The organism is Bradyrhizobium cedriense (assembly GCF_054602315.1).
Genome location: NZ_JBTSWB010000007.1, coordinates 332,910 through 353,323, shown reverse-complemented (window position 1 = coordinate 353,323; position 20,414 = coordinate 332,910). Strand labels below are relative to the sequence as shown.

The window sequence follows — 20,414 nt, the reverse complement described above, 5'->3', positions numbered from 1 at the left end:
GGTTCGGTTTTGGGCAGTTTGCGCGTGGAATTGTGCAGCGCCGGAGACTCTGTTGAGATACATCTGGCTCGGATTTTCTGAGGAGGGCTTGGCGTGATTGTCGGCGACACCCAGCAGAAGCTGTTGACCAAACTTCTGGAATCGAAAGCTGGGCTCTCGGTGGATGAACTCGCGAGCGCAATCGATATTACTCGCAGCGCGGTGAAACAGCACCTATCCGGTATGGAAAGGTCCGGATATGTGCAGCACACCTCGTCGAAGAGCGGCGGGCGTCCCCGCTTCCTGTACACTCTCACCGAGAGCGGAATCGATCTTTTCCCCAAGCGCTATTCGTGGTTCTCGCGGGTGATGTTCGAGACCCTGCGCAAGAAGATCGGCGCTGCGAAGTTTGGCTCGTACATGTTCGAACTCGGAGTCGACATGTCGTCAGCGGCGATCCCACGCCTGGTCGGAAAAACGCGAGTCGAGCGTGTCGTCGAGATCGTGAAGATCATGAACGAGACCGGATTTGCTGCGCGTGTGATTTCGCCCGGCAAAGGTGAGAAGCTGCCTCGCATCGAGTGCAAGAACTGCGTTTTTCACGATCTCTCAAAGGATTACACGGAGGTCTGCCAATTCGATCTCGGGTTTCTTTCTGGCCTGATGGGAGCACCCATCGAACACCAGGAGTGTATGCAGCGCGGCGGTCAGGCCTGCCGTTTCAAATTCGTGCCGACGGCCTGAACCTCCGCCGGCGGCGCCTTCTTTCCGAACGGTGTGGCGGCCGATCTCGCGATTGCGCGCGGGTCGAAATCCGGCTCGGCCATGACCGCGCATATCTTCCGCATTTGCATGCCGATGTTGCCGGCATCATATAGCGGAAAAACGGACGCTTCCCTGAGATAGCGTTCAAGCGGGTGCGATCTGTCGAGCGCGTTCACGCCGACCACCTTCATCGCCTGGAAGACGGCGCTGAACAGCATCTCGCTGCAGAAGACCTTCGCCATGGGGCCGATCGCGTGGCCGTCGGCGTTGTGGAGGTCGTGATAATGGGCGGCCTTCCAGGCGAAGGCGCGGCCAGCCTCGACCTTCATGGCGACCTCTGCGAGTGTATACGCGACCATCTGGTGGTTGATGATCGGTCTTTCGCCGCCTCCGGTGTACCTCTTGGCCCACGACAACGCGTATTCGTAGGCCGACCGCGCCACGCCGACCGAGGCGATAGCCGCCACTGGCCCGGACCAGGTGAACGCTTTGTTGATGACGAGATCGCCGTCACCGACCGCGAATGCGTTCTCCTCGGGCACACGGCAGTCGGAAAACAACATGGAATTGTTTTGGCAGAGGCGGTGCCCGGACTTGGAGATCGGCTGTTCGTATGAGATGCCCGCGGTTCCGCGCGGCACCACGATGGCGCTGAGGCCGCGTGATCCATCGGCGAGCGGATCGGTTCGGACGATGCAGACGTTGACGTCCGCGCCCTGCAGGTCCCAGCCGCCGGCATTCACCGGCCAGTATTTGCGTCCGTTGAGTACGTATTCGCCATTCTTTCTGTCGTGGAATGCCGTGAGGCCGATGCCGGCGGGATAGGGCGCCGGACCATCGAAATGGGCCGTCCCCCCTGGAGTTCCTGCCGGTTCGCTCACGGTCCACGCGGCGAGGTACTCGCCTCGCGGATCGCTGGTTGCTGGCGCTAGCCATTTTTGCTTCTGCGCGTTCGACCCGAACCAGACCAGCGGCATCAAGGCCAGGCCGTTGACGAGCAGGATGGTGGCGAAGCCGGGATCGACCGCACAAATCTCCTCGACCACGATCTGGAGGTCAACGTTGGAAATGCCGCCGCCGCCGTACTTCTTCGGTATGAAGCCCGTCGCGAAGCCGAGCTTATAGCTCTCCACATAGGCGCCCCTGACCGATTGAAAGGCTTTTTGTGGATCGGGTTCCTCGTCAGCGGCACGCACCAGCGGAGCGAGGGTCTCGTTGGCGAACTCACGTGCGATGCGCTGCAAGCGGCGCTGGTACGACGTGAGGGTAAAGTCGATCATCGCCGCTGCCTTTGGGTCACAAGCGCATAAAGACAGTTTTACATATCTAAAATGGTTCTGGGTGTGCGTATTGTGAGCATGCCGTGCCAATTGATAGGCAGTTGACGTGTGAGCCATGATGGGGCGGTGGGAGATGCATCTCTCACCGCCCCAGCCGATCGCGTGACACAGCTTGTGCGCGGAGGCGGGTGATCTATGCCCCCGGCCGCGACACCTCGGTCTCCTTGCTGGTGATGAACTCCAGCAGCACCGGCACGCCTTCCCTGGTTTTCTGGATGCCGCGCCTGATCGCGGGGATGATGTCCTCGGGCCTCGTCACGCGTTCGCCATGGCCGCCGAAGGCGCGCGCCATGGCGGCATAATCGCCGGAGATGTCGGTCGAGCGATATTTCTCGGTCGAGACCGGCATCACCTTCAGTTCGATCGCCATCGAGAAATTGTTGAGCAGGATCGACATGATCGGAATGCGCTCGCGCACCGCGGTCTCGAAGTCCATGCCGGTGAAGCCGATGGCCGCATCACCCCACACGTTGATGCAGAGCTTGTCGGGCTTTGCGAGCTTGGCGCCCATCGCAAGGCCCAGGCCATAGCCGAGCTGGGTCGTCTTGCCCCAGCCGAGATAGGTGAGGGGCTCGACCGATTTCCAGAACGGCGAAAGCTGGTCGCGCGGGCTGCCGGCATCATGGGTGATGATGGTGTTGTTGATGTCGACGGTGTGCTGAAGGTCCCACAGCACGCGATAGGGGCTCAGCGGCGCGTCGTTGCTGGTGAGCTTCGGCATCCATTTCGCCAGCCATTCCTTGTGCGAGGCGGCGATCTCGGCCGCGACGGCCGAGGCGTCGCGATCCGTGGTGACGGCCTTTCCGATCTCCTCCAGCAACGCGTCGAGCACGAGGCCGGCATCGCCGACCAGGCCGATCTTCGCTTCCACATCCTTGTTGAGATGATTGGGGTCGAGCGTGGAATGGATGATCGTCCTGCCCCTGGGCATCGCGATGCCGAAATTGGTCTCTGTGAAGGAGCAACCGATGCCGAAGATGACGTCGGCTTCGCTCAGAAACTTCGGCACCGCGCGGGGCACGGCGAGGCCGCCCGAGCCGAGCGATAGCGGATGCGTTTCCGGAAACGACGACTTGCCGCCGAGGCTGGTGGTGACGGGGATCGCAAGCCGTTCGGCAAGCCGCTTCAATTGCGGCCAGGCCTGCGCGTAATGCACGCCCTGGCCGGCATAGATCACCGGTCGTTTGGCGTTGACCAGGAGGTGGGCTGCCTCTTTCACGTGGACGGGATCAGCGCCGTAGCGGGTGCGCAGAACCGGCGTGTAATCGAGCGGCTCCGGCACCTCCTCATTCCACATGTCGGAAGGAATCTCGACGATGACCGGCCCGCCGCGGCCGTTCTTCAGCTTGGTGAAGGCACGGCGAAAGATGTTGGCGACCTCACTCGCAAGGATGATCGGCTCGGACGACTTCGCGAACGGCTTCATTGCCTCGCTGGAATTGAAGTTCGGCTCGATATGCGCAAGCCGGCGCTGATAGCCCATCGGCAACACCAGCACGGGCACGGATTCGCCGAAGCACTGCGCAACGCCGCCCATCGCGTTCTCCGCGCCAGGCCCATGCTGCATGCAGAACGCCCCGATGCTGCGCCCCGACGTCACGCGCGAGATCGCATCCGCCATGTGGATGCCGACGCGCTCCTGCCGCACCATCACGGGGCGGATCTCGGCTTTCGCCGCGTGCTCGATCAGATGGTTGACCGGATAGCCGCAGAGGATCTCGATCCCCTCGCGCCTCATGATTTCCGCGATGGCGGTGCCGAGCTTCATGGCGTCTCTCTCCTCAGGCGGGCCGGTTGATCCGGGCGATTGGGGAGAGAGGATCAGGAAATTCGGGAAGCGTAAAGCGCGCGCGGCGAGCGAGGCGGTAGGCCAGCTATGCACCGCGTGCGTGCACCGGTCCCGCCTGGCGATAGTGGCCGCAGCCGCTCGCAGTTGGTTGCATGCGCTGCAGCAGGCGCGAAGCGGCAACCAGATCCGGCGTCTCGAATCCCTCGGTGAACTCGTCATAGATCGGGGCCAGCAGCCGAACAGCCCGCGGCCTGCGGCCGGTCGCAATCCAGTGCGCTGCAAGGTCGGTGGAGATCCGCAATGCGAAGGTCCTCGCGCCCATGGCGCGCGCTTCGGCGAGCGCCTGCTGTAGCCGCTTTTCGGCGCGCAGCGGCTCGCCGGCATGGAAAAGCACCGATGCATCGACCCGTTGAAGTTCCGGCCGGCACCAGCGTTCGCCCTGACGTTCCTGATGGTCGATCGCCCGCGCGATGGCTTCGCCTGCTTCCGCGATGCGCCCTTGCCGCAGATAGGCCCGGGCGAGCATCGCGAGATAGCTGCCGATCCGCATCAAGAAGCGACATTCGAGCAGTTCGTCGATCGCCGCTTGGATATCTTCCACCGCGCGCCGATCGCCCCGCAAGTCGCGAAGGCAGGCGGAGAAATAGCGCTCGACCGGAACCCAGCGCGAGATGCGCTCACGTTCCAGATTGCCGCGCAGCCGTTCGGTGAAGCTCTCGAGGTCGTTCAGATTGCCTGTTTCGAGCGCGATGGGAAGTGCGGCGAGCCCAAGTGCGTTCGACTGCGACACCCAATGGCCGCTGCGGTCCGCGGCGTCGACGGCATCGCCGGCCAGTCTCGCCGCGTAGTCGGCTTGCCCTTGCATCCACGCCACGAAGGGCAGGTTGAAGCGGACAGTGATGAACCGGTAGACCTCGTTCGCATCCTTGCGCGAACGGCCCTCGGCAAGCGAATAGGTCGCTGCGAGACGATCCAGAACCGGGCGGCTCTTATTCAATTCGCCGGCAAAGGCGTGGGCCCAGGCCAAGGCCCGATCCGCTTCCGACGTTGCCGTCAAGTCGCGGTCCCGGTCGGCGCGCTGCGTGGCTTCCTCGAGATAGGTTATGGCGCGCACGACCTCGCCAATCTGCAACAGGTAGAAGGCGAAACCCACCAGTGCGCGCTGCTGGTACTCGATGTTGCCGGCCCGCCTAGCAAAGGCGATCGCATCGAGCCAGGCCACCTCGTTCTCGTTCGACATCTTGCGGGCGTAGAACAGGCTCCATCCAAGAGCGCAGGCGAGTTTCGTCGTCGACAGGTCGTCGCACGCGACGGTCTTGGCCAGGGCGAGCGCCTCCTTTAGCCGCGCCTGCGCTTCCGACAGGATGGAGGTTTCCGACCACAAGGTGATCGCCGCGACCGTGAGCTTGATTCCGAGGACAGCATCGCCGTGCTCGCCGAACGCCCATGAAAGCGCAGCTCTCAGATCGGCGATGCGACCGAGATAGCGCTGTCTCCAATCGGCCGGCTCACGCCAGTTCCACTCGTCCTCGGACTGTTCGAACAGCGCGAGCATGCGTTGCGCGTGACGGTTCAGCGCATGGCCGCAGGCCGGGTCGGCCTGGCGCCGCTCGGCGGCGTAGCGGCGTGTGCTGTCGAGGAGCCGGTAGCGCAGGCTCGCACCCCGGGCCTGCGCGCCCAAAAGCGATTTGGCGACGAGGCTGCCGAGCCCGGTGACGACGTCGATCGGGCTGAGCCCCGACCTCTCCGCGACCAAAATCGCGTCCTCGGCCTCAAAGGCGTCACTGAACACCGACAGCAAGGCAAACAGCCTGGCCTCCTTCTGCGACAGCAGACGAAAGCTCCAGTCGATCGTCGCCATCAGCGTTTCATGGCGCGGCGGCGCGCCATCGGCGCTTGTGGCGCGAAAACCAAGCTTCTGGTCGAGCAGCGCGACCAATTCGCGAGGATTGAACCTGCCGATCTGGGCTGCTGCCAGTTCGATGGCCAGCGGAAGTCCGTCGAGCGAATGGCAGATCGAGGCGACAGCCTCGCAATCATCATCGACGAACTGATAGTCCGACCATTCGGCGGCGCGGCGAACGAACAGCTGCACCGCAGGAAATCTGACGGCTTGATCGACGGTCAGGGCGAGGCCGGATTTCGGTGCCGCCAGTGGACCAAGCCGAACGACATGCTCGCTGGCGGCACCGAGCGGCTCGCGGCTCGTCGCAAGCAGCCTGGACGACGATGTCTCCGTCATGAACTTGCTGGCAAAGATCGTGGCGGCGGGCAGCACATGCTCGCAATTGTCGAGGATGAGCAGCATCTGCCGCGCCCTCAGATAGTCGAGGGCCGCAGCCAGGCCGTTGTCGGTAGTGCCCCTGATGCCCAGTGCAGTCACAAGCGCCGCGCCGAAAAGCGTCGGATCCGAGATCGTGGCGAGGTCGACGAAGCAAACGCCGTCGGGACATTGTGGCGCAAATGCCTGGGCGACCGCTACGGCAACCGTCGTCTTGCCGGTTCCTCCTGCGCCAGCCAGGGTCACGTGCCGGTTGTCGGCCAGCAGACCGGCGATTTCGACGATTTCCGCTTCGCGACCGACGATCCCGCGCAGCAATGGCGGATTGGACAGGGGGAGCGGATCGGCGAGCGCCGGATTGTCCTCGATTTCGCCGATGTCGGCTCGGACGTCGGCGATGAACTTGTAGCCGCGGCGCGCCACGGTCGCGATGTAGACAGGTTCGATCTGGGTATCTCCCAGCGAACGCCGCAAGCTCCACATGTTGACCTTGAGATTGCTGTCGTGGAGGAAGGTGCCCGGCCAGGCCGCCGCCATCAGCTCATTCTTGCTGACCAATTCGCCGCCGCGCTGCACCAGCACGTGCAGGAGCTCGAATGCGCGCCCGCCCAGCTTGACCGGGCGACCGTCGAGCAGGAGCAACTGGCGGCGGGGGACCAGTCTGAATGGACCGAAACAGTATGAGAGTTCCTGTCGGCGTGTGGCCCGTTGCCGTGTCTCCGTGGCAGCCCGCATTGATCATTGCCGATCGATCGAGGAGATCGCCTGCAATTATCATGCACTGCAAACTTGTTGAATAGAGTCGTTCTGAATTCGCACGAATGCCCGGGCGTCTGCCCGCGGGATTGCTGCGACAAAAGCGCTCGGGCACGTCCGGCAAGTGCCCGCGCGAGGCCCACCTCTTGAGCGCGTAATGGCTACTTTTTTGGCATGCGAAGAACGGCCATGCGCAAGACTTCGACCCCGCCATCGGCAAGTTCCGGCAGCTTGGCGAACCAGTCCTTCACATAAGGCATCGCGTTATGCGCATCGAAATCAGCCTGGCTGGCGAAAACCTCGTAAAAGATGAAATGACCGGGTTTGGCGCGGTCTTCCTGAAGAAAATAGACCAGGTTCTTGGGATCACCGCGAACCAGGTCGATCAGCGGCAAGGTGGCTGCGCGTAGCGCGTCTTCTTTCCCAGGCTTGGCTCGCACCTGTGCCACCACTGAATATGCGCCTTCCGGGATCTCCTGATAGCGCACGCGCGGCGCTTCCCCGGCGGCGGCCGGCGGCGACGTCGTGGCGACCGAGGCGACGGACAGCAGGGCGCAAAGCGAATTGCGAACGAGAGTTTGCATGATGACGTCCTTCACATGTGATTGTGAGTTCGGGGCGACCGACATTTGACGGTCGCCCGCCGCGTTGGAGGCGTCAGCGCACGACTTTCTGCTGCCGCTTTGCCAAGGCCTCGCTGAAGCGCTTCTTGACGGGGTCGAGGGCTTTGACGAATTCGAGTTGCTCGCCCTCGGGACCCTTGCAGTAGATCAGCTCCCAGCCGTTCGAGGGCTCCGCGGTCACGCGGTTCGTGTTGGCGTCGCGGGGAGCCGCCTTGCGATCTGCTTCCGTCATGACGCGGATGGTGCGGTTCGCTCTCACCTGTGTCATGCCGCGGCGCGCGGATTCGGCTTCGAGGTCGGCGATGAACTTGTTGAAGTCGACGTCGTCGCGAACGTAGAAGCAGATGTGCATCATGCGCGGAAAAGCCGGGCTCATGTGCTCCAGCGGCTCGGCAAAGCTCTTCGCGCTGCCCATGGGCTGATCGGCCTCACGATATTGCAGCAGTTCGAGTACCATGTTGTCGAACTGGATGAAGCGGACGTCGAGCCGCTGCGCTCCGCTCCGCAAGTCGGGGACACCGATCGTCCGGGGATTGACCCCGCGCGCATTTGCCTCGATCTCCTGGTCTGCTAGCAGCGTGTTCTGCACTCCGTCGCCCTGGAAGTCGCCGTGACGGAAGATTTCGGTGCCGCCGAGCACCTCCGTATAGAACTGATAGGCCCGCTCCATGTTCTGGACGGTCAGCCCGAAATGCTGGACGCCCTGAAGTCGCGCGCCGAGAGGCGCCTCGTTGCGCTCGGCTGGCGACATGCCGTCGGAAGCCGCGGAGGCGGCTGACGGCATGCTGCCGACCGCAAGACCCGTGATCACCGCGGCGCCTGCCGTGCGAAGCAGGCTGCGGCGTTCGATTTCGGCAACGTTGCTGGCTTCGTCGGTCATTCTCGTCTCCTCTGTCAGTGGGTGATGTCGTGCGTCGGTCACGCGGCGTCCGGTAGCGGAGCGGCTGGATTGACGAGACCGGCCGATCGAAGTTCGCGCCAGAAATCGCCAGGTATTGATTGGTCAAGGGCTGCGCGGTCCTCGGCGATGCGGCCGGGTCGGCTTGCCCCGGGGATCACGGCGGCGACTACCGGGTTTGCCAGCGCGAACTGCAGGCCTGCGGCCTTCATGCTGATACCGTAGCGATCGGCGATCGCCTTGATCCGCGCCACCTTGTTGAGAATTTCCGCGGGCGCCGGCGCATACTCGAAATTCGGACCGCCGACCAGCGCGCCCGAACTGTAGGGGCCGCCGACCACGATGGCGAGTTCATGTTCCGCAACCATCGGCATCACGCGCTGAAGCGCGCGGGCGTGATCGAGAAGCGTGTACCGGCCGGCGAGCAGGAAGCCGTCGGGGCGCGGTCCTTCCAGGGCGAGCAGCAGTTCGATCGGCTCCACCCGGTTGACGCCAAGGCCCCACGCCCTGATGACGCCTTCGTCGCGCAGCCGGTCGAGCGTCCTGAACGCGCCCTTGCGCGCACTTTCGAACACGGCCAGCCACTCGTCGCCGTAGAAATCCTGCGCGACGTCATGCACGAAGACGACATCGACATGGTCGGTGTCCAGGCGCTTCAGGCTGTCTTCGATCGAGCGCAGGGTCGCTTCGGCAGAGTAGTCGTTCACGATCCTGTTCGGGCGCCCGTACCTGAAGACGTCGCCCTTTTCGCCGAGGTCGCGGGCGCCGATATCCTCGATCTCGTCGAGTATCAGCCGGCCGACCTTGGTGCTGATCACGTACTCATGACGCGGCCGGCCGGCCAATGCGGCGCCGATGCGGATCTCGGCGAGACCCGCGCCATAGAAGGGTGCGGTGTCGAAATATCGGATGCCGTCGTCCCAGGCGGCGTTCACCGTGGCGACGGCTTCCTGCTCCGGGATTGCTCGGAACATGTTGCCGAGGGGCGCGGCTCCAAAACCCAGTCGTCCCGGCAGAATATCCTTGAGGGCCATGATGCAATCCTTCGCTGGTGACGCACGGGATCATCGTCGGAACAATTGCGACAAGGTCGATCTGCCGCGGCCGTGCGATGGACCATCGCTCGTCCGAACACTGCGGTATTTCCGATTCATGCGCGATGACGGACGCATCTTGCTCATCCGCGGCGGGATCGGCTCTTCAACGCAATCGAGCACGTTGGTCAAGCCCTTGCGTTGCCTGCCTTTTACCTCTTTTAACCGCGCCGGCTCTGGACTTCGCTGTCACCGCTTGTGAGAAGTTCGCATCGACGTGGCAGCGGCCGGGCTGCAACTCACCACCGGATGGAATGATCGCTCGCGCGATATTGTGCCGGGATTAGCCGCAACCGAGCGGAGGTCATGATGGCGCTCGCGACGCATGGAGATCGGAAATATCGGAACAGCGAGAAGCTCGCGGAGGCCAACGACTGGCCGGGGCTGAGCATCGAGCATCGCAAGTTCGAGGCGGGACGCCAGGCAACGCCCGTTCCCATCTGCACCGAGCTCGTCATGCTGCTGTCAGGTGGCGGGATGGTGTGCCGCGCCGGCAACGGCGAAGTCCAGAAGAGCCTTGCGCGGCCGGGCATGAGCTACCTCGTGCCGGTGGGGACGCAGGAGAGCCATCTCGAGCTTTCGGATCGGATGGAATGTCTTCACCTCTATCTTCCGCCCGCGCTGCTGGACCAAAGTGCTCTTGCGGATTACGACGTCGATCCGGCCAAGGTCGAGATCGCCTACGCCCATGGTCTCGCGGACCAGGTGCTCTTCCACATCTGCGCGCCGCTGCGTGATCTGCTTCATCGCCCGCGGCAGTCGACTGACGTGTTGTTCGTGGAAGGGATCCAGGTCGCGCTCGCCGCGCATCTTCTGGGGAATTATACGATCGACCGCTGGCGCGCACCGGACAAGTCGCCATCGCTCGATCCCCGGCGTCTCCAACGCGTACTGGACTATATAGAGGCCTCACTTGGCAGCGACATCAGGCTGGAGGATATGGCGGCCCAGGCCTGCCTCAGCCCCTATCATTTTTCACGGCTGTTTCGCGAAGCGACCGGATTGTCCCCGCACCGTTACGTGACCGATCGCCGCGTTCAGGCTGCGCGGCACGAACTCGCACGCGATTGTTTGTCCCTGGTCGAAATTGCGCTGGAATTCGGGTTCGGCTCCCAGGCCAATTTCACGCGCGTGTTCCGAAAGGCCGCAAGTCTCACGCCCGGGCAGTATCGTGAACTGTGCTGTGGCCAGGCGGACGCGAAAGCCGATCCCGAAGCGGGATACCGCAGGGATTGCGCATGATCCCGCAGGAATCGGAAATACCCATCAGAGCCAGTCGGGCAGTGCTGGCGTGCCGACCGGATTCGCAAGAGGACATATCGACATGATCGAGCTAACGGTGAACGGGATCAAGCGGCAGGTCGACGCCGTTCCCGAGATGCCCTTGTTGTGGGTGCTGCGCGACGAACTCGGCATCACCAGTCCCAAATACGGCTGCGGCGTCGCGCAATGCGGCGCTTGCACGGTCCAGATCGACGGAATGGCGGTGCGGTCCTGTCAGTCGCATATCGGCGAGGTCGCGGGTAAGTCGGTCGTCACGATCGAGGGGCTGGACAAGAGGGAGCAGCACCCGGTCGTTCAGGCCTGGATCGAGCATCAGGTCCCGCAATGCGGCTACTGCCAGACCGGCCAGATCATGCAGGCCATCTCGCTTCTCGATCTGATCCCCCGGCCGACCGACGAGCAGATCGATCAGGTGATGTCCGGCAATCTCTGCCGTTGCGGGACCTATCCCCGCATCCGCGCGGCGATCCACGCAGCGGCCGCGAAGAAGATGGCGGAGAAGTGACATGGGCCACATGCAGAGCCTCTCCCGCCGGGCGTTCGTCGTCGGTTCCGCCGCAATCGCCGGCGGCATCGCCTTCGGCACCTACGCCGGCTCTGAAGCGGCCACCAGCACCGCCGGTGACAATCCGCTGACCGCCGGACTCGGCCCGAACTCGGTGACCTTCAATCCCTGGGTCGAGATCAGCCCGGATAAAATCACGCTGATCGCGCAGCATGCCGACATCGGCCAGGGCGTCGGCTCGGTGCAGCCGATCATGATTGCGGAAGAGATGGACCTCGATCCCGGCCAGTTCGAAGTTCGCTTCGCAGGACCGAGCCCGGCTTACTTCAATACAGGCTTCGCCGACGAGTTCGCGCCGTTCGTGGCTGCGGACCAAAGTCCGGCCGCCAAGGAAGCGCGCGCCAAGTCGCTCGAATGGCTCCGAAAGTCCGGTCTGCAGATGACCGGCGGGTCGAGCACGCTCCCGGATACTTACGAAAAGCTCCGTGTTGCCGGCGCGGTCGCGCGTGAGACGTTGAAAGCCGCCGCCGCCAAGCGGTCGGGTGTCGCTGTGGCTGAGTTGCGCACCCAATCGGGCCACGTGATCCTGCCCAACGGCACCAAGATCGCCTATGTCGATCTCTCCGCGGACGCCGCGAAAATTCCGCCGGTGCTCGATGCCAAGCCGCGCGATCCCTCGAAATGGCGCATGCTGGGCAAGCCGATGACCCGCCTCGACATTCGCGCGAAGGTCATGGGCGAGTTGAAGTTCGGCATCGATCAGAAGAAGGACGGCATGCTGTACGCATCCGTCAAGCTGAACCCCGGCAAGGGGCAGCCGCTGAAATCCTACGATGCCAGCAAGGCGCTTGCGATGCCGGGGGTCAAGAAGGTCCTCGAAATCAAGAACGGCATCGCGGTGATCGCGACGAACAGCTGGTACGCCATGAAGGCGGCCGACGCCGTCATTTGCGAGTGGGCGCCCTCGGCCTATCCCGCCGAGCAGGCCGACCATTGGAAGGTGCTGGAGTCCTCGTTCAAGCCCGAATTCCTCGGTAAGGAGTGGCGTAAAATCGGCGATATCGAAGCCGGCCTGAAGACGGGCAAGCTCGTCGAAGCCGAATATCGCGCACCTTATGTGGCGCATCAACCGCTCGAGCCGCTGAATGGTATCGGCCTCGTCACCGACAAGGGCATGGAGATCTGGGTTGGCCATCAGAGCCCGCGCTTCGTGCAGTATGTCGCGGCGACGGCGATCGGCCTCAAGCCGGAACAGATCACCTTCCACAACCAGTGGACCGGTGGAAGTTTCGGTCACCGTCTCGAATACGAGAACGTCCGCGTTCTCGCCGAGATCGCCAACCAGATGAAGGGCACGCCGATCAAGCTGGTGTTCTCACGCGAGGAAGATTTCCTCCAGGACATTCCGCGGCAGATTGCGATCGCTCGGCACCGGGGCAGCGTCGACAAGGGCAAGATCGTCGCAGCCGATCTGCAACTGGCCTCGACAACTCCGCTCAAGGGGCTGCTCGAACGTTCCGGCACGCCCTCGAAGGATCCCGACGGGCAATTGGCCGCCGGCCTGTGGAACGTCTATTACGACATCCCCAATTTCCGGGCGACGAGCTACGAAGCGCAGGGACTGTCGCCGAGCACAACGTGGCGGTCGGTCGGCGCCTCCACATCGGGCTTCTTCACCGAAAGTTTCGTCGACGAGCTGATCCATGCGGCCGGTCTCGACCCCATGAAGGCGCGGATCGCGATGTGCACCGTTCCGCACTACCGCAAATTGCTGGAGACGCTCGCGCAGATGTCGGACTGGAAGGGACCGCTCGGCAATGGCCGCGGGCGCGGCGTCGCGTTCGTCGAGTCCTTCGGGACCCCGGCTGCCGAGGTCGTCGAAGTCACGATGACGGACAGAGGCATCAGGATCGACAAGGTCTGGGTCGCCGTCGACGTCGGCAAGGTCATCGATCCCGTCAACTTCGAGAACCAGGTGCAGGGCGGAGTCATCTGGGGCCTCGGCCACGCCATCAATTGCGAGCTCACCTACGCCAAGGGCGCGGTTCAGCAGACCAACTACAACCACCATGAGGCCATGCGACTCTATCAGTGCCCGGTCATCGAGGTTCGCGGGCTCGAGAACGATCCGAAAGTGAGAGGCGTCGGAGAGCCGCCGGTGCCGCCGGCCGCGCCTGCACTTGCCAACGCGATCTTCGCCGCAACCGGAAAGCGCATCCGCGAGATGCCTTTCAACAAGTTCATCGACTTTGTGTGAGGGCGAACAATGAAGAGATCTCTGATCGCGGTCGTCCTCGCAGCGGCGTCAATCGCGGCCTTCACGGGAATTGTCGCGGCCAAGGACGAGGCCGCCAAGGACGTGCTGCCGCCGGGCAGCGTCAGCCGCGCCGAGGGGCTGGAGGCCTGGAAGCGGATCGAGGCCGTCGTGACACATCCACGTTGCGCCAATTGTCATGTCGATGCCAAGGCGATCCCGATCTGGACACCCGCAGGCGAGACGAAGCCAAGGGTGCATGGCATGAACATCCACGGTGGCGAGAGCCGCATCGGCGCGGAGGCGATTCCCTGTTCGACCTGCCACATGACCTCCACACAGGCCAACGAGCCGGCCCCGGCACCGCCGCGTGCCGGCATCGACTGGCAGCTTGCCCCGGTGGAGTTCATCTGGTTCGGCAAGAGCGGCGCCGAGATCTGCGCGCAGATGAAGGACCCCAAGCGCAATGGCGGTCGCGACGCCGTCGGCCTGCTCGAACATCTGCGGCACGATGCATCCCTGAACGGCTTCATCCCCCGCGGCTGGGCCCCGGGCGCAGGCCGCTCGACGCCGCCGGGCACCTTCGAGGCTCACGTCAAGGACATGGCAATGTGGGGAGCGGCCGGACAACCCTGTCCGAACTGACCGTTCTCTGCGTCGCGCCAAGGCGATCCCAATCGCGGAGCCAGGATCCCGACAACGAAAATATGGGTCGGCCAGTCCTCGCGTTCCGGCCGCCCGAGTGCACAGCGTTATCGAAAGGAGAAAAACATGACCAAGCATGTCCTCTTTATTGTCACCAACGCAGCCGTGATCGGTCCGCATAGTCGCAAGACCGGCTTCTTTTTCGCCGAGGTCGCCCATCCTTTCGAGGTGCTCGACAAGGCTGGGGTCGCGGTGGAATTCGCGTCACCGGCCGGGGGATGGACGCCTTACGATGCGTACGACGAGAAAGATCCCGCTCAGAAGGATTTTCTCTCTAGCAAGGCCTTTCGCCGCTTGAATCACAGCCGCAAATTGTCCGAGGTGGACGCCGCCGACTACGATGCCATCCTGGTGCCCGGCGGACTTGGGCCCATGGTGGATATCCAACGCAATGCAGCAGTCCAGAATGCCGTTGTGCGTGCCTGGAGCACTGGCAAGCTCGTAGCCGCCGTTTGTCACGGGCCGTGCGCGCTGCTTGGCGTCGACCTCGGCGACGGCGTTCCTTTCGTGCGCGGCAAGAAGCTCACGTCCTTCTCGAAGAAGGAAGAGTATGACTACGCCCGCGATGATGTGCCTTACGAGCTCGAGGATGCGTTGAGAGCAGAGGGTGCCGAGTACTCGTCCACGGCCAACTGGCAACCTCACGTCGTCGTCGATGGCCGGCTCATCACGGGGCAGAACCCCGCGTCGGCCGGAGCGCTGGGAAAGGAGTTGCTGACCGCCCTCAAGGATAAGAGCACTACCGCGAAAATCTGAAGATTCGCAGCGTATGGAATTCGAGAGGGATGGGCCCGGCATCCGAGGCCGCGCTTACCCTCGCATGGGTAGCTATCGAATGACGCAATCGGCATCCAAGATTACCGCGATCCTGGTTGCTCGCCCGGGCAAGTCCGCTGAACTGAGCGCATTGCTTGTCGGTATGGCTCCGCATTCCAGGGCCGAGCCTGGCAACCTGCGGTGGGATGTCTGGCGCGACATATCGAACGAAGATCGCTACGTTCTCGACGAACTGTACCGCGATGTTGCGGCCGTCGAAGCTCACCGGGCCTCGCCGCATTACCAGGCCTATCTCGCCAAAATTCCCGAGTTGGCCGATCGGACTGCAGTGATCCTGGAAGCGGTCGAGGTTGGGGACAAGTGAACGGGATCGGCGAAGCTTCGTCGTCGCCGCATCCGCGGAACCTGCTCTCCAGATTTCAGCTCTGCTCGATTCGGGCTACAATCGGTTGCGTTGCCCGACAGCAAAACACCCCAGCGCTAGGTCGATAGCCGCGCGCGAAATATTCGAATTTACAGAAGTTCGGTTTTGCCGTACAAGCCGAAACATCCCGCCCGCCACAAGGGGCGTTTCGCGATCGTCACGAGACGCGGGCCGGGATGCGATGGCCGCGACGGCGTCGGCGCGCAATGGTTGTTGCAGGGCGGGAGACCGTGAGCAGCGGCAGGCGCGATACGACACGGCGCTGACAGCGTCTCTGTCCGGTCTCGATGGCGAGCGCACGCCAGCAATCGGGAACGCGGATGGGGATGTGCGCGGACGGAGAAGTCGTGTGGTCCTGACGCCCGGGGTCTGTGCGTCAAGGCTTGCGGTGATGCGGCGGCCCAACCGGGCACGTGCGTCAGCCATCCGCAAGGCGACGGGGGCAATAGTGCATCGCTCCCCGGGGAGAGCACGAAGGACACCGTGAAAACCATCGCGCAGGGAAGGCCGGGCAACCGGCATCACCTGTCGTCCACCCCGTGCGCGTTCTCTAGCACACGCGGGACTTCGGGTGCCAGCCGGCGCCCGGCCTTCCCTGCGCCCTTGCTTTCGAAGAGGGGCGAAGAAGACAGCAAAGCTCGGGCGAAACAAGCCGCGAGAACGCGAAGGTATGTCAGCGGATGAAGTGTAAGTCGCTAAAGCGACGTCATCTCTCCACACTCCGTCATTGCGAGCGAAGCGAAGCAATCCAGAGTCTCTCAGCGGACGGATTCTGGATTGCTTCGTCGCAAGCGCTCCTCGCAATGACGAGATTGGGACGGGTTATGACGCCAAATGCCGTCCGGCGTCCCTATGCCTTCTCCTGCAGCGCGCGGCGCAGCCTTCGGATGATGACGCCGCGGGCGCGATCGTCGGCGGCGGCTGCGACACGGTCGTTGATGTCGAGCATGAGCTCGGACATCTCGTTGTGCCAGTCGAGACGGGTCACGGCCTCCGGCGCGAGCCGCCGGCGACGATCCGCGTCGAGCACGCGCGGTTCGGGTGCGGCCAGCTCATAGATATCGTCCAGCATCGGCTGGTAGACCTTGGCCGCGGGAATGATGCGTTCGGCCACGCGCTCGGCCAGCCCCGCAATCGCACCTTCCTCGCCGTGGACCAGGAACAGCCCGCGGGCGATCGGCCGGCGCGCCGCGATCCAGCTGGCCATGCCGGCGCCGTCGGCGTGGCCCGAATATTCGTCGATCATGCGGATGCGGGCCGCGACCTTGATCTCGTCGCCCTGGATCCGCACCGCCTTGGCCCCGTTCTGGAGGAAGCGGCCGAGCGTGCCGTTGGCCTGGAAGCCTGCGAGCAGCACGGTCGCGCGCTCGTTCCAGAGCCAGCGTTTCAGATGATGGCGGATGCGGCCGGCGTCGCACATGCCGCTCGCGGCGATGATGATGTGGAATCCGGTGAGACGCATGATCGCCTTGCTCTCGTCCGGAGTTTCGGTGAATTTGAGGTGCGGCGAGTTGAGCAGGCGCATGACGTCGACGGATGGGTCGAGGCTCTCCGCATGCCGGCGGAATACTTCGGTCGCGCGGATCGCGAGCGGCGAATCGAGGAAGACCGGTGCCGTCGGAATCTCGCCGTGCTCCATCAGGTCGACGAGATCGACGATCAGCTCCTGGGTGCGCTCGACCGCGAAGGCGGGCAGCAGCAGCGCGCCCCCGGCTGCCGCGGCGTCGCGCACCTCGGCCGCGAGGTGCTTGCGGCGAAGTGCAGGTGTGGTGGTCTCACGCAGCCGGTCGCCATAGGTCGATTCCGAGATGACGTAGTCGAAGTCGGTCGGCGCTTCGGGATCGGGCTGGAGCAGCTTGGCCTCGGGCCCGACGTCGCCCGACAGCAGCACGCGCAGCGGACGTGCCGAACCTTGCTCGGCGATTTCGAGTTCGATCGAGGCGGAGCCGAGCAAATGGCCGGCGTTCCAGTAACGCGCGCGGACGCCTGGGATCACGTCGGTCCATCGTTCATAGTCGACGGCGCGAAACGATTGCAGCGATGCAATCGCGTCCGCCTGCGTGTAGATCGGCTGCACCTCCTTGCGCCCGCGCGAGACGTTGCGCCGGTTGAGCTGGGTGACCTCCGATTCCTGGATGCTGCCGGCGTCAGGCAGCATGTAGGAGCAGAGATCGATCGTGCCGCGCGTCGCCAGGATCGGTCCCTCGAATCCCGCGCGCACGAGTTTCGGCAGCAATCCGCTGTGATCGATGTGAGCATGCGTGAGCAGCACCGCATCGATATCGGCGGGGCGAAACGGAAAGGCGCCGTAGTTGAGCTCCTTCAGCGTCTTCTGACCCTGGAACAGGCCGCAATCGACCAGGAAGCGACCGGTCGCGGTCTGGAACAGATAGCTCGAACCGGTCACGGTGCGGGCGGCGCCGCAAAATCGAACGGTGATGCTCATGTCGTCGCCTCCGGAAGATGTGTCGTGGCCAATTCGGACCGCAAGGCGGCCGCGAGAATCTCGTCGATCGCAATCGCATTGGTCGGATGCGGCACGCTGTCGGTCGAGCGGATCGACCGTATGCCGGCCTCTGTGAATGCGGCGATCATCGCGGTTGGAAACAGCGCGTGCGTCACGACGGCATCGACCACGGTCGCGCCAAGCGCTCTCAGTGCCTTCGCTGTGGCCGTCAGCGTCGTCCCGGAGGACACGATGTCGTCCACCATGAGCGCGGGTCGTCCCGAGAGCAGGTCGGGATCGGCAAAACTGACGGCTACGGAACGATCCCCGTGCCGCGTCTTGCGCGCCACCGTGTGCTGCAAACGCAAACGGCTCGCGACGTCGTTCACCCAAGGCTCGGACTCCATGTCGGGCCCGATCACGACGGTCGCGGGATCGATGTCGCCGGCGGCCAGCGCGTTCGCGATGGCCGGCATGGCGGACAGGTTCTCCGCTTCGATACCAGGAAACACGGACCTGATGTCGGGAGTGCGATGCAAATGCGCATCGACGGTGACGACGCGGTCGACGGTCGTTGCAAGCAGGTTGCCCATGGCGCGCTGGCTGATGGCCTCGCCGGCATGAAATGCAGCATCCTGCCGCATGTAGCAGAGATAGGGCGCGACCAGGACGAGCCGCTTCGCGCCGTCGCGTCGCAGGGCCTCCGCAGCGAAGAGCAGGGCGATCAGCTTGTCGTTGGGCTGATTGAGGGGGACATAGAGGATCGTGGTGTCGGTCGCCGGCGCGACCGCGACCCGCAGCTCTCCGTCCGGGAAGCGATGTATGGCGATCTCGCCGCATGCGAGCCCAAGCCGCGCCGCAAGGCGCTTGGCCGCATCGGTGCCGCACGGCAACGTCTGGAGCGCAACCGTGCTCACGGCGCCGCCTTGCCCTGCGGCGCCTCATGTCCGTTGACGAGGTAGCCGGTCTCGTCGTCGGCGGCGGCGGCAACCAGATCATGCTCGGGCCGGTCGAACGTGTAGACGCGATAGAGCGGCTCGCCCTGTTCGACGCGGTCGCCGATCTTCTTGAACAGGCGGATGCCGGCGCCCTTGTCGAGCGGCGCGCCGGCGGTTCGGGCGAGGCGGTTCAGGCGCAGGCAGTCGATCGCGGATACGATGCCGTCATGCGTCGCCTCGACGTCGAAGCTGAGCGGTCCCAGCTCGTTGCTGCATGTCGACGGTCCCTGAGCGTCGATGATCTTTTGCATCTGCTTCAGCGCCGCGCCACTGTCGAGCAGTTCGCGAGCCCTCGCGTAGCCGGCGCCGCCGCGCAGCTTCGGATCGTATTCCAGGAGATGGGCGGCGAGCCGAAGCGACTTCTCGCGCAGGTCGCGCGGCGCGTCCGGCTCGTTGCCGAGCACCGCCATGACGTCGTTGGCCTCGAGCACCGGCCCGATGCCGTTGCCGATCGGTTGGCTGCCGTCGGTCGTGATCACCTCGACCGTACGGCCGAAGCGGTCGCCGACGAATTCGAACAGCTTTCGCAGCCGCATGGCCTCGACGCCGCCGGTGACTTTCGCGGTCGGCCCGACCGGAATGTCGATCAACAAATGGGTCGAGCCCGCCGCGATCTTCTTGGACATGATCGAGGCCACCATCTGCTCGCGGGTATCGAGGCTCAGGGGACGCTCGACCGAGATCAGGACGTCGTCGGCCGGCGACAGGTTCACGTGCCCGCCCCAGATCAGACAGCCGTTGCAGGCCGAGACGATCGCCTTCATCTCCTCGACGCCGACATTCACCCGCGCCAGCACCTCCATCGTGTCGGCGGTGCCGGCAGGCGAGGTGATGGCGCGCGAGGAGGTCTTCGGGATCGGGAGACCATGGGCGGCAACGATCGGCACCACGACCATCGATGTGCGATTGCCGGGGATGCCCCCGATGCAATGCTTGTCGACGACGATCGGGGCCGGCCAGACCAATTGCGTGCCGGCCTGCGCCATTGCCCCCGTGAGGGCGAGAAGCTCGTCGCTGGTGATGAAGCTAGCCGAACCGATCAGAAAGGCGGCGATCTCCATGTCGGAGTAGCGGTAATGCGCGAGATCGTTGATGATCGCGCCGATCTCGGCCTGGCTCAAGGTTCGTCCGCGGATCTTCGCGCGCACCGCTTCCAGGCTCTCCGGAGGCGAGGCCGGCCTGACCGTGACCGGCGTTGCGACGGCTTCCGCGAAGCGCCGGAACGCGGGTTCGGAGAGACCGATCTCGTCTGGAGCCGCCAGCGCATCGTCGTCCGTGATCAGCAGCGTCGCCAGGAGAACCTTGCCACCCAGACGAAGCTCGACGCGGCTGAAGCCGCGGAATATCTCCGCGCGCAGCGCCTTCGAGCGCCTTGAGACGACGACGACGTTCTCACGGCCGGTATCGAGGCGGACGCGGCGGATCTTCAGTTGGGAGTGCGGAAGGTCTTGATGCATGGACGGGCCGGCGACAGGGAGTTGGGTCTCCCTGCTTAA

General features: G+C 64.0%; 16 protein-coding genes. 7 read left to right on the top strand and 9 right to left on the bottom strand.

From position 1 onward, the window contains the following. Positions 1 to 93 precede the first annotated feature (93 nt). Positions 94 to 723, top strand: a complete 630-nt coding sequence (locus ACYCVF_RS27060; protein WP_459601472.1) for a helix-turn-helix transcriptional regulator — start codon at positions 94 to 96, stop codon at positions 721 to 723. Here the strand turns inward: ACYCVF_RS27060 and ACYCVF_RS27055 are convergent. The 6 genes from ACYCVF_RS27055 to ACYCVF_RS27030 all read right to left on the bottom strand — a co-directional run bounded on the left by ACYCVF_RS27055 (position 687) and on the right by ACYCVF_RS27030 (position 9,465). Next, entirely contained in the window at positions 687 to 2,141 is a 1,455-nt protein-coding gene (locus ACYCVF_RS27055) for an acyl-CoA dehydrogenase family protein (RefSeq protein WP_459606683.1), read from the bottom strand. The two genes, ACYCVF_RS27060 and ACYCVF_RS27055, sit on opposite strands and share 37 nt — an antisense overlap. A gap of 76 nt (positions 2,142 to 2,217) precedes the next feature. Continuing rightward, complete coding sequence (locus ACYCVF_RS27050; protein WP_459601468.1) at positions 2,218 to 3,966, bottom strand: thiamine pyrophosphate-requiring protein; 1,749 nt, start codon at positions 3,964 to 3,966, stop codon at positions 2,218 to 2,220. Next, on the bottom strand, positions 3,959 to 6,796 hold the full coding sequence (locus ACYCVF_RS27045; protein ID WP_459601466.1) for an ATP-binding protein: 2,838 nt from the start codon (positions 6,794 to 6,796) through the stop codon (positions 3,959 to 3,961). Before ACYCVF_RS27045 ends, ACYCVF_RS27050 begins: the two co-directional genes overlap by 8 nt. 275 nt (positions 6,797 to 7,071) lie before the next feature. Next, positions 7,072 to 7,539: a putative quinol monooxygenase gene (locus tag ACYCVF_RS27040; protein WP_459601464.1), complete on the bottom strand. Its 468-nt coding sequence runs from the start codon at positions 7,537 to 7,539 to the stop codon at positions 7,072 to 7,074. A 28-nt stretch (positions 7,540 to 7,567) separates the two neighbouring features. After that, positions 7,568 to 8,413: a VOC family protein gene (locus ACYCVF_RS27035; RefSeq protein WP_459601462.1), complete on the bottom strand. Its 846-nt coding sequence runs from the start codon at positions 8,411 to 8,413 to the stop codon at positions 7,568 to 7,570. Between the two features lie 38 nt (positions 8,414 to 8,451). Further along, positions 8,452 to 9,465, bottom strand: a complete 1,014-nt coding sequence (locus tag ACYCVF_RS27030; RefSeq protein WP_459601460.1) for an aldo/keto reductase — start codon at positions 9,463 to 9,465, stop codon at positions 8,452 to 8,454. A gap of 369 nt (positions 9,466 to 9,834) precedes the next feature. Between ACYCVF_RS27030 and ACYCVF_RS27025 the strand changes: the two genes are divergently transcribed. From ACYCVF_RS27025 to ACYCVF_RS27000, 6 genes are all read left to right on the top strand, one after another. Then, complete coding sequence (locus tag ACYCVF_RS27025; protein ID WP_459601813.1) at positions 9,835 to 10,767, top strand: helix-turn-helix domain-containing protein; 933 nt, start codon at positions 9,835 to 9,837, stop codon at positions 10,765 to 10,767. 82 nt (positions 10,768 to 10,849) lie between these two features. Continuing rightward, on the top strand, positions 10,850 to 11,314 hold the full coding sequence (locus ACYCVF_RS27020) for a (2Fe-2S)-binding protein (RefSeq protein WP_459601458.1): 465 nt from the start codon (positions 10,850 to 10,852) through the stop codon (positions 11,312 to 11,314). Between the two features lies 1 nt (position 11,315). Next, on the top strand, positions 11,316 to 13,571 hold the full coding sequence (locus tag ACYCVF_RS27015; protein ID WP_459601456.1) for a xanthine dehydrogenase family protein molybdopterin-binding subunit: 2,256 nt from the start codon (positions 11,316 to 11,318) through the stop codon (positions 13,569 to 13,571). A gap of 9 nt (positions 13,572 to 13,580) precedes the next feature. Next, positions 13,581 to 14,213, top strand: a complete 633-nt coding sequence (locus ACYCVF_RS27010) for a hypothetical protein (RefSeq protein WP_459601454.1) — start codon at positions 13,581 to 13,583, stop codon at positions 14,211 to 14,213. Between the two features lie 126 nt (positions 14,214 to 14,339). Further along, the gene (locus tag ACYCVF_RS27005) at positions 14,340 to 15,029 is read left to right on the top strand and encodes a type 1 glutamine amidotransferase domain-containing protein (RefSeq protein WP_459601452.1); all 690 of its coding nucleotides are present in this window, start codon (positions 14,340 to 14,342) and stop codon (positions 15,027 to 15,029) included. 79 nt (positions 15,030 to 15,108) lie between these two features. After that, entirely contained in the window at positions 15,109 to 15,414 is a 306-nt protein-coding gene (locus tag ACYCVF_RS27000) for a putative quinol monooxygenase (RefSeq protein ID WP_459601450.1), read from the top strand. A 910-nt stretch (positions 15,415 to 16,324) separates the two neighbouring features. On the opposite strand, the gene ACYCVF_RS26995 is transcribed toward ACYCVF_RS27000, so the two are convergent. Genes ACYCVF_RS26995 through ACYCVF_RS26985 form a run of 3 tightly spaced genes read right to left on the bottom strand, consistent with a single transcriptional unit; the run spans position 16,325 to position 20,375 of the window. Next, complete coding sequence (locus tag ACYCVF_RS26995; RefSeq protein ID WP_459601448.1) at positions 16,325 to 17,920, bottom strand: MBL fold metallo-hydrolase; 1,596 nt, start codon at positions 17,918 to 17,920, stop codon at positions 16,325 to 16,327. Further along, entirely contained in the window at positions 17,917 to 18,837 is a 921-nt protein-coding gene (locus tag ACYCVF_RS26990) for a ribose-phosphate pyrophosphokinase (protein WP_459601446.1), read from the bottom strand. The genes ACYCVF_RS26995 and ACYCVF_RS26990 overlap by 4 nt, the downstream gene beginning before the upstream one ends. Then, the gene (locus ACYCVF_RS26985; protein WP_459601444.1) at positions 18,834 to 20,375 is read right to left on the bottom strand and encodes a thymidine phosphorylase family protein; all 1,542 of its coding nucleotides are present in this window, start codon (positions 20,373 to 20,375) and stop codon (positions 18,834 to 18,836) included. The genes ACYCVF_RS26990 and ACYCVF_RS26985 overlap by 4 nt, the downstream gene beginning before the upstream one ends. Between the last annotated feature and the right edge of the window lie 39 nt (positions 20,376 to 20,414).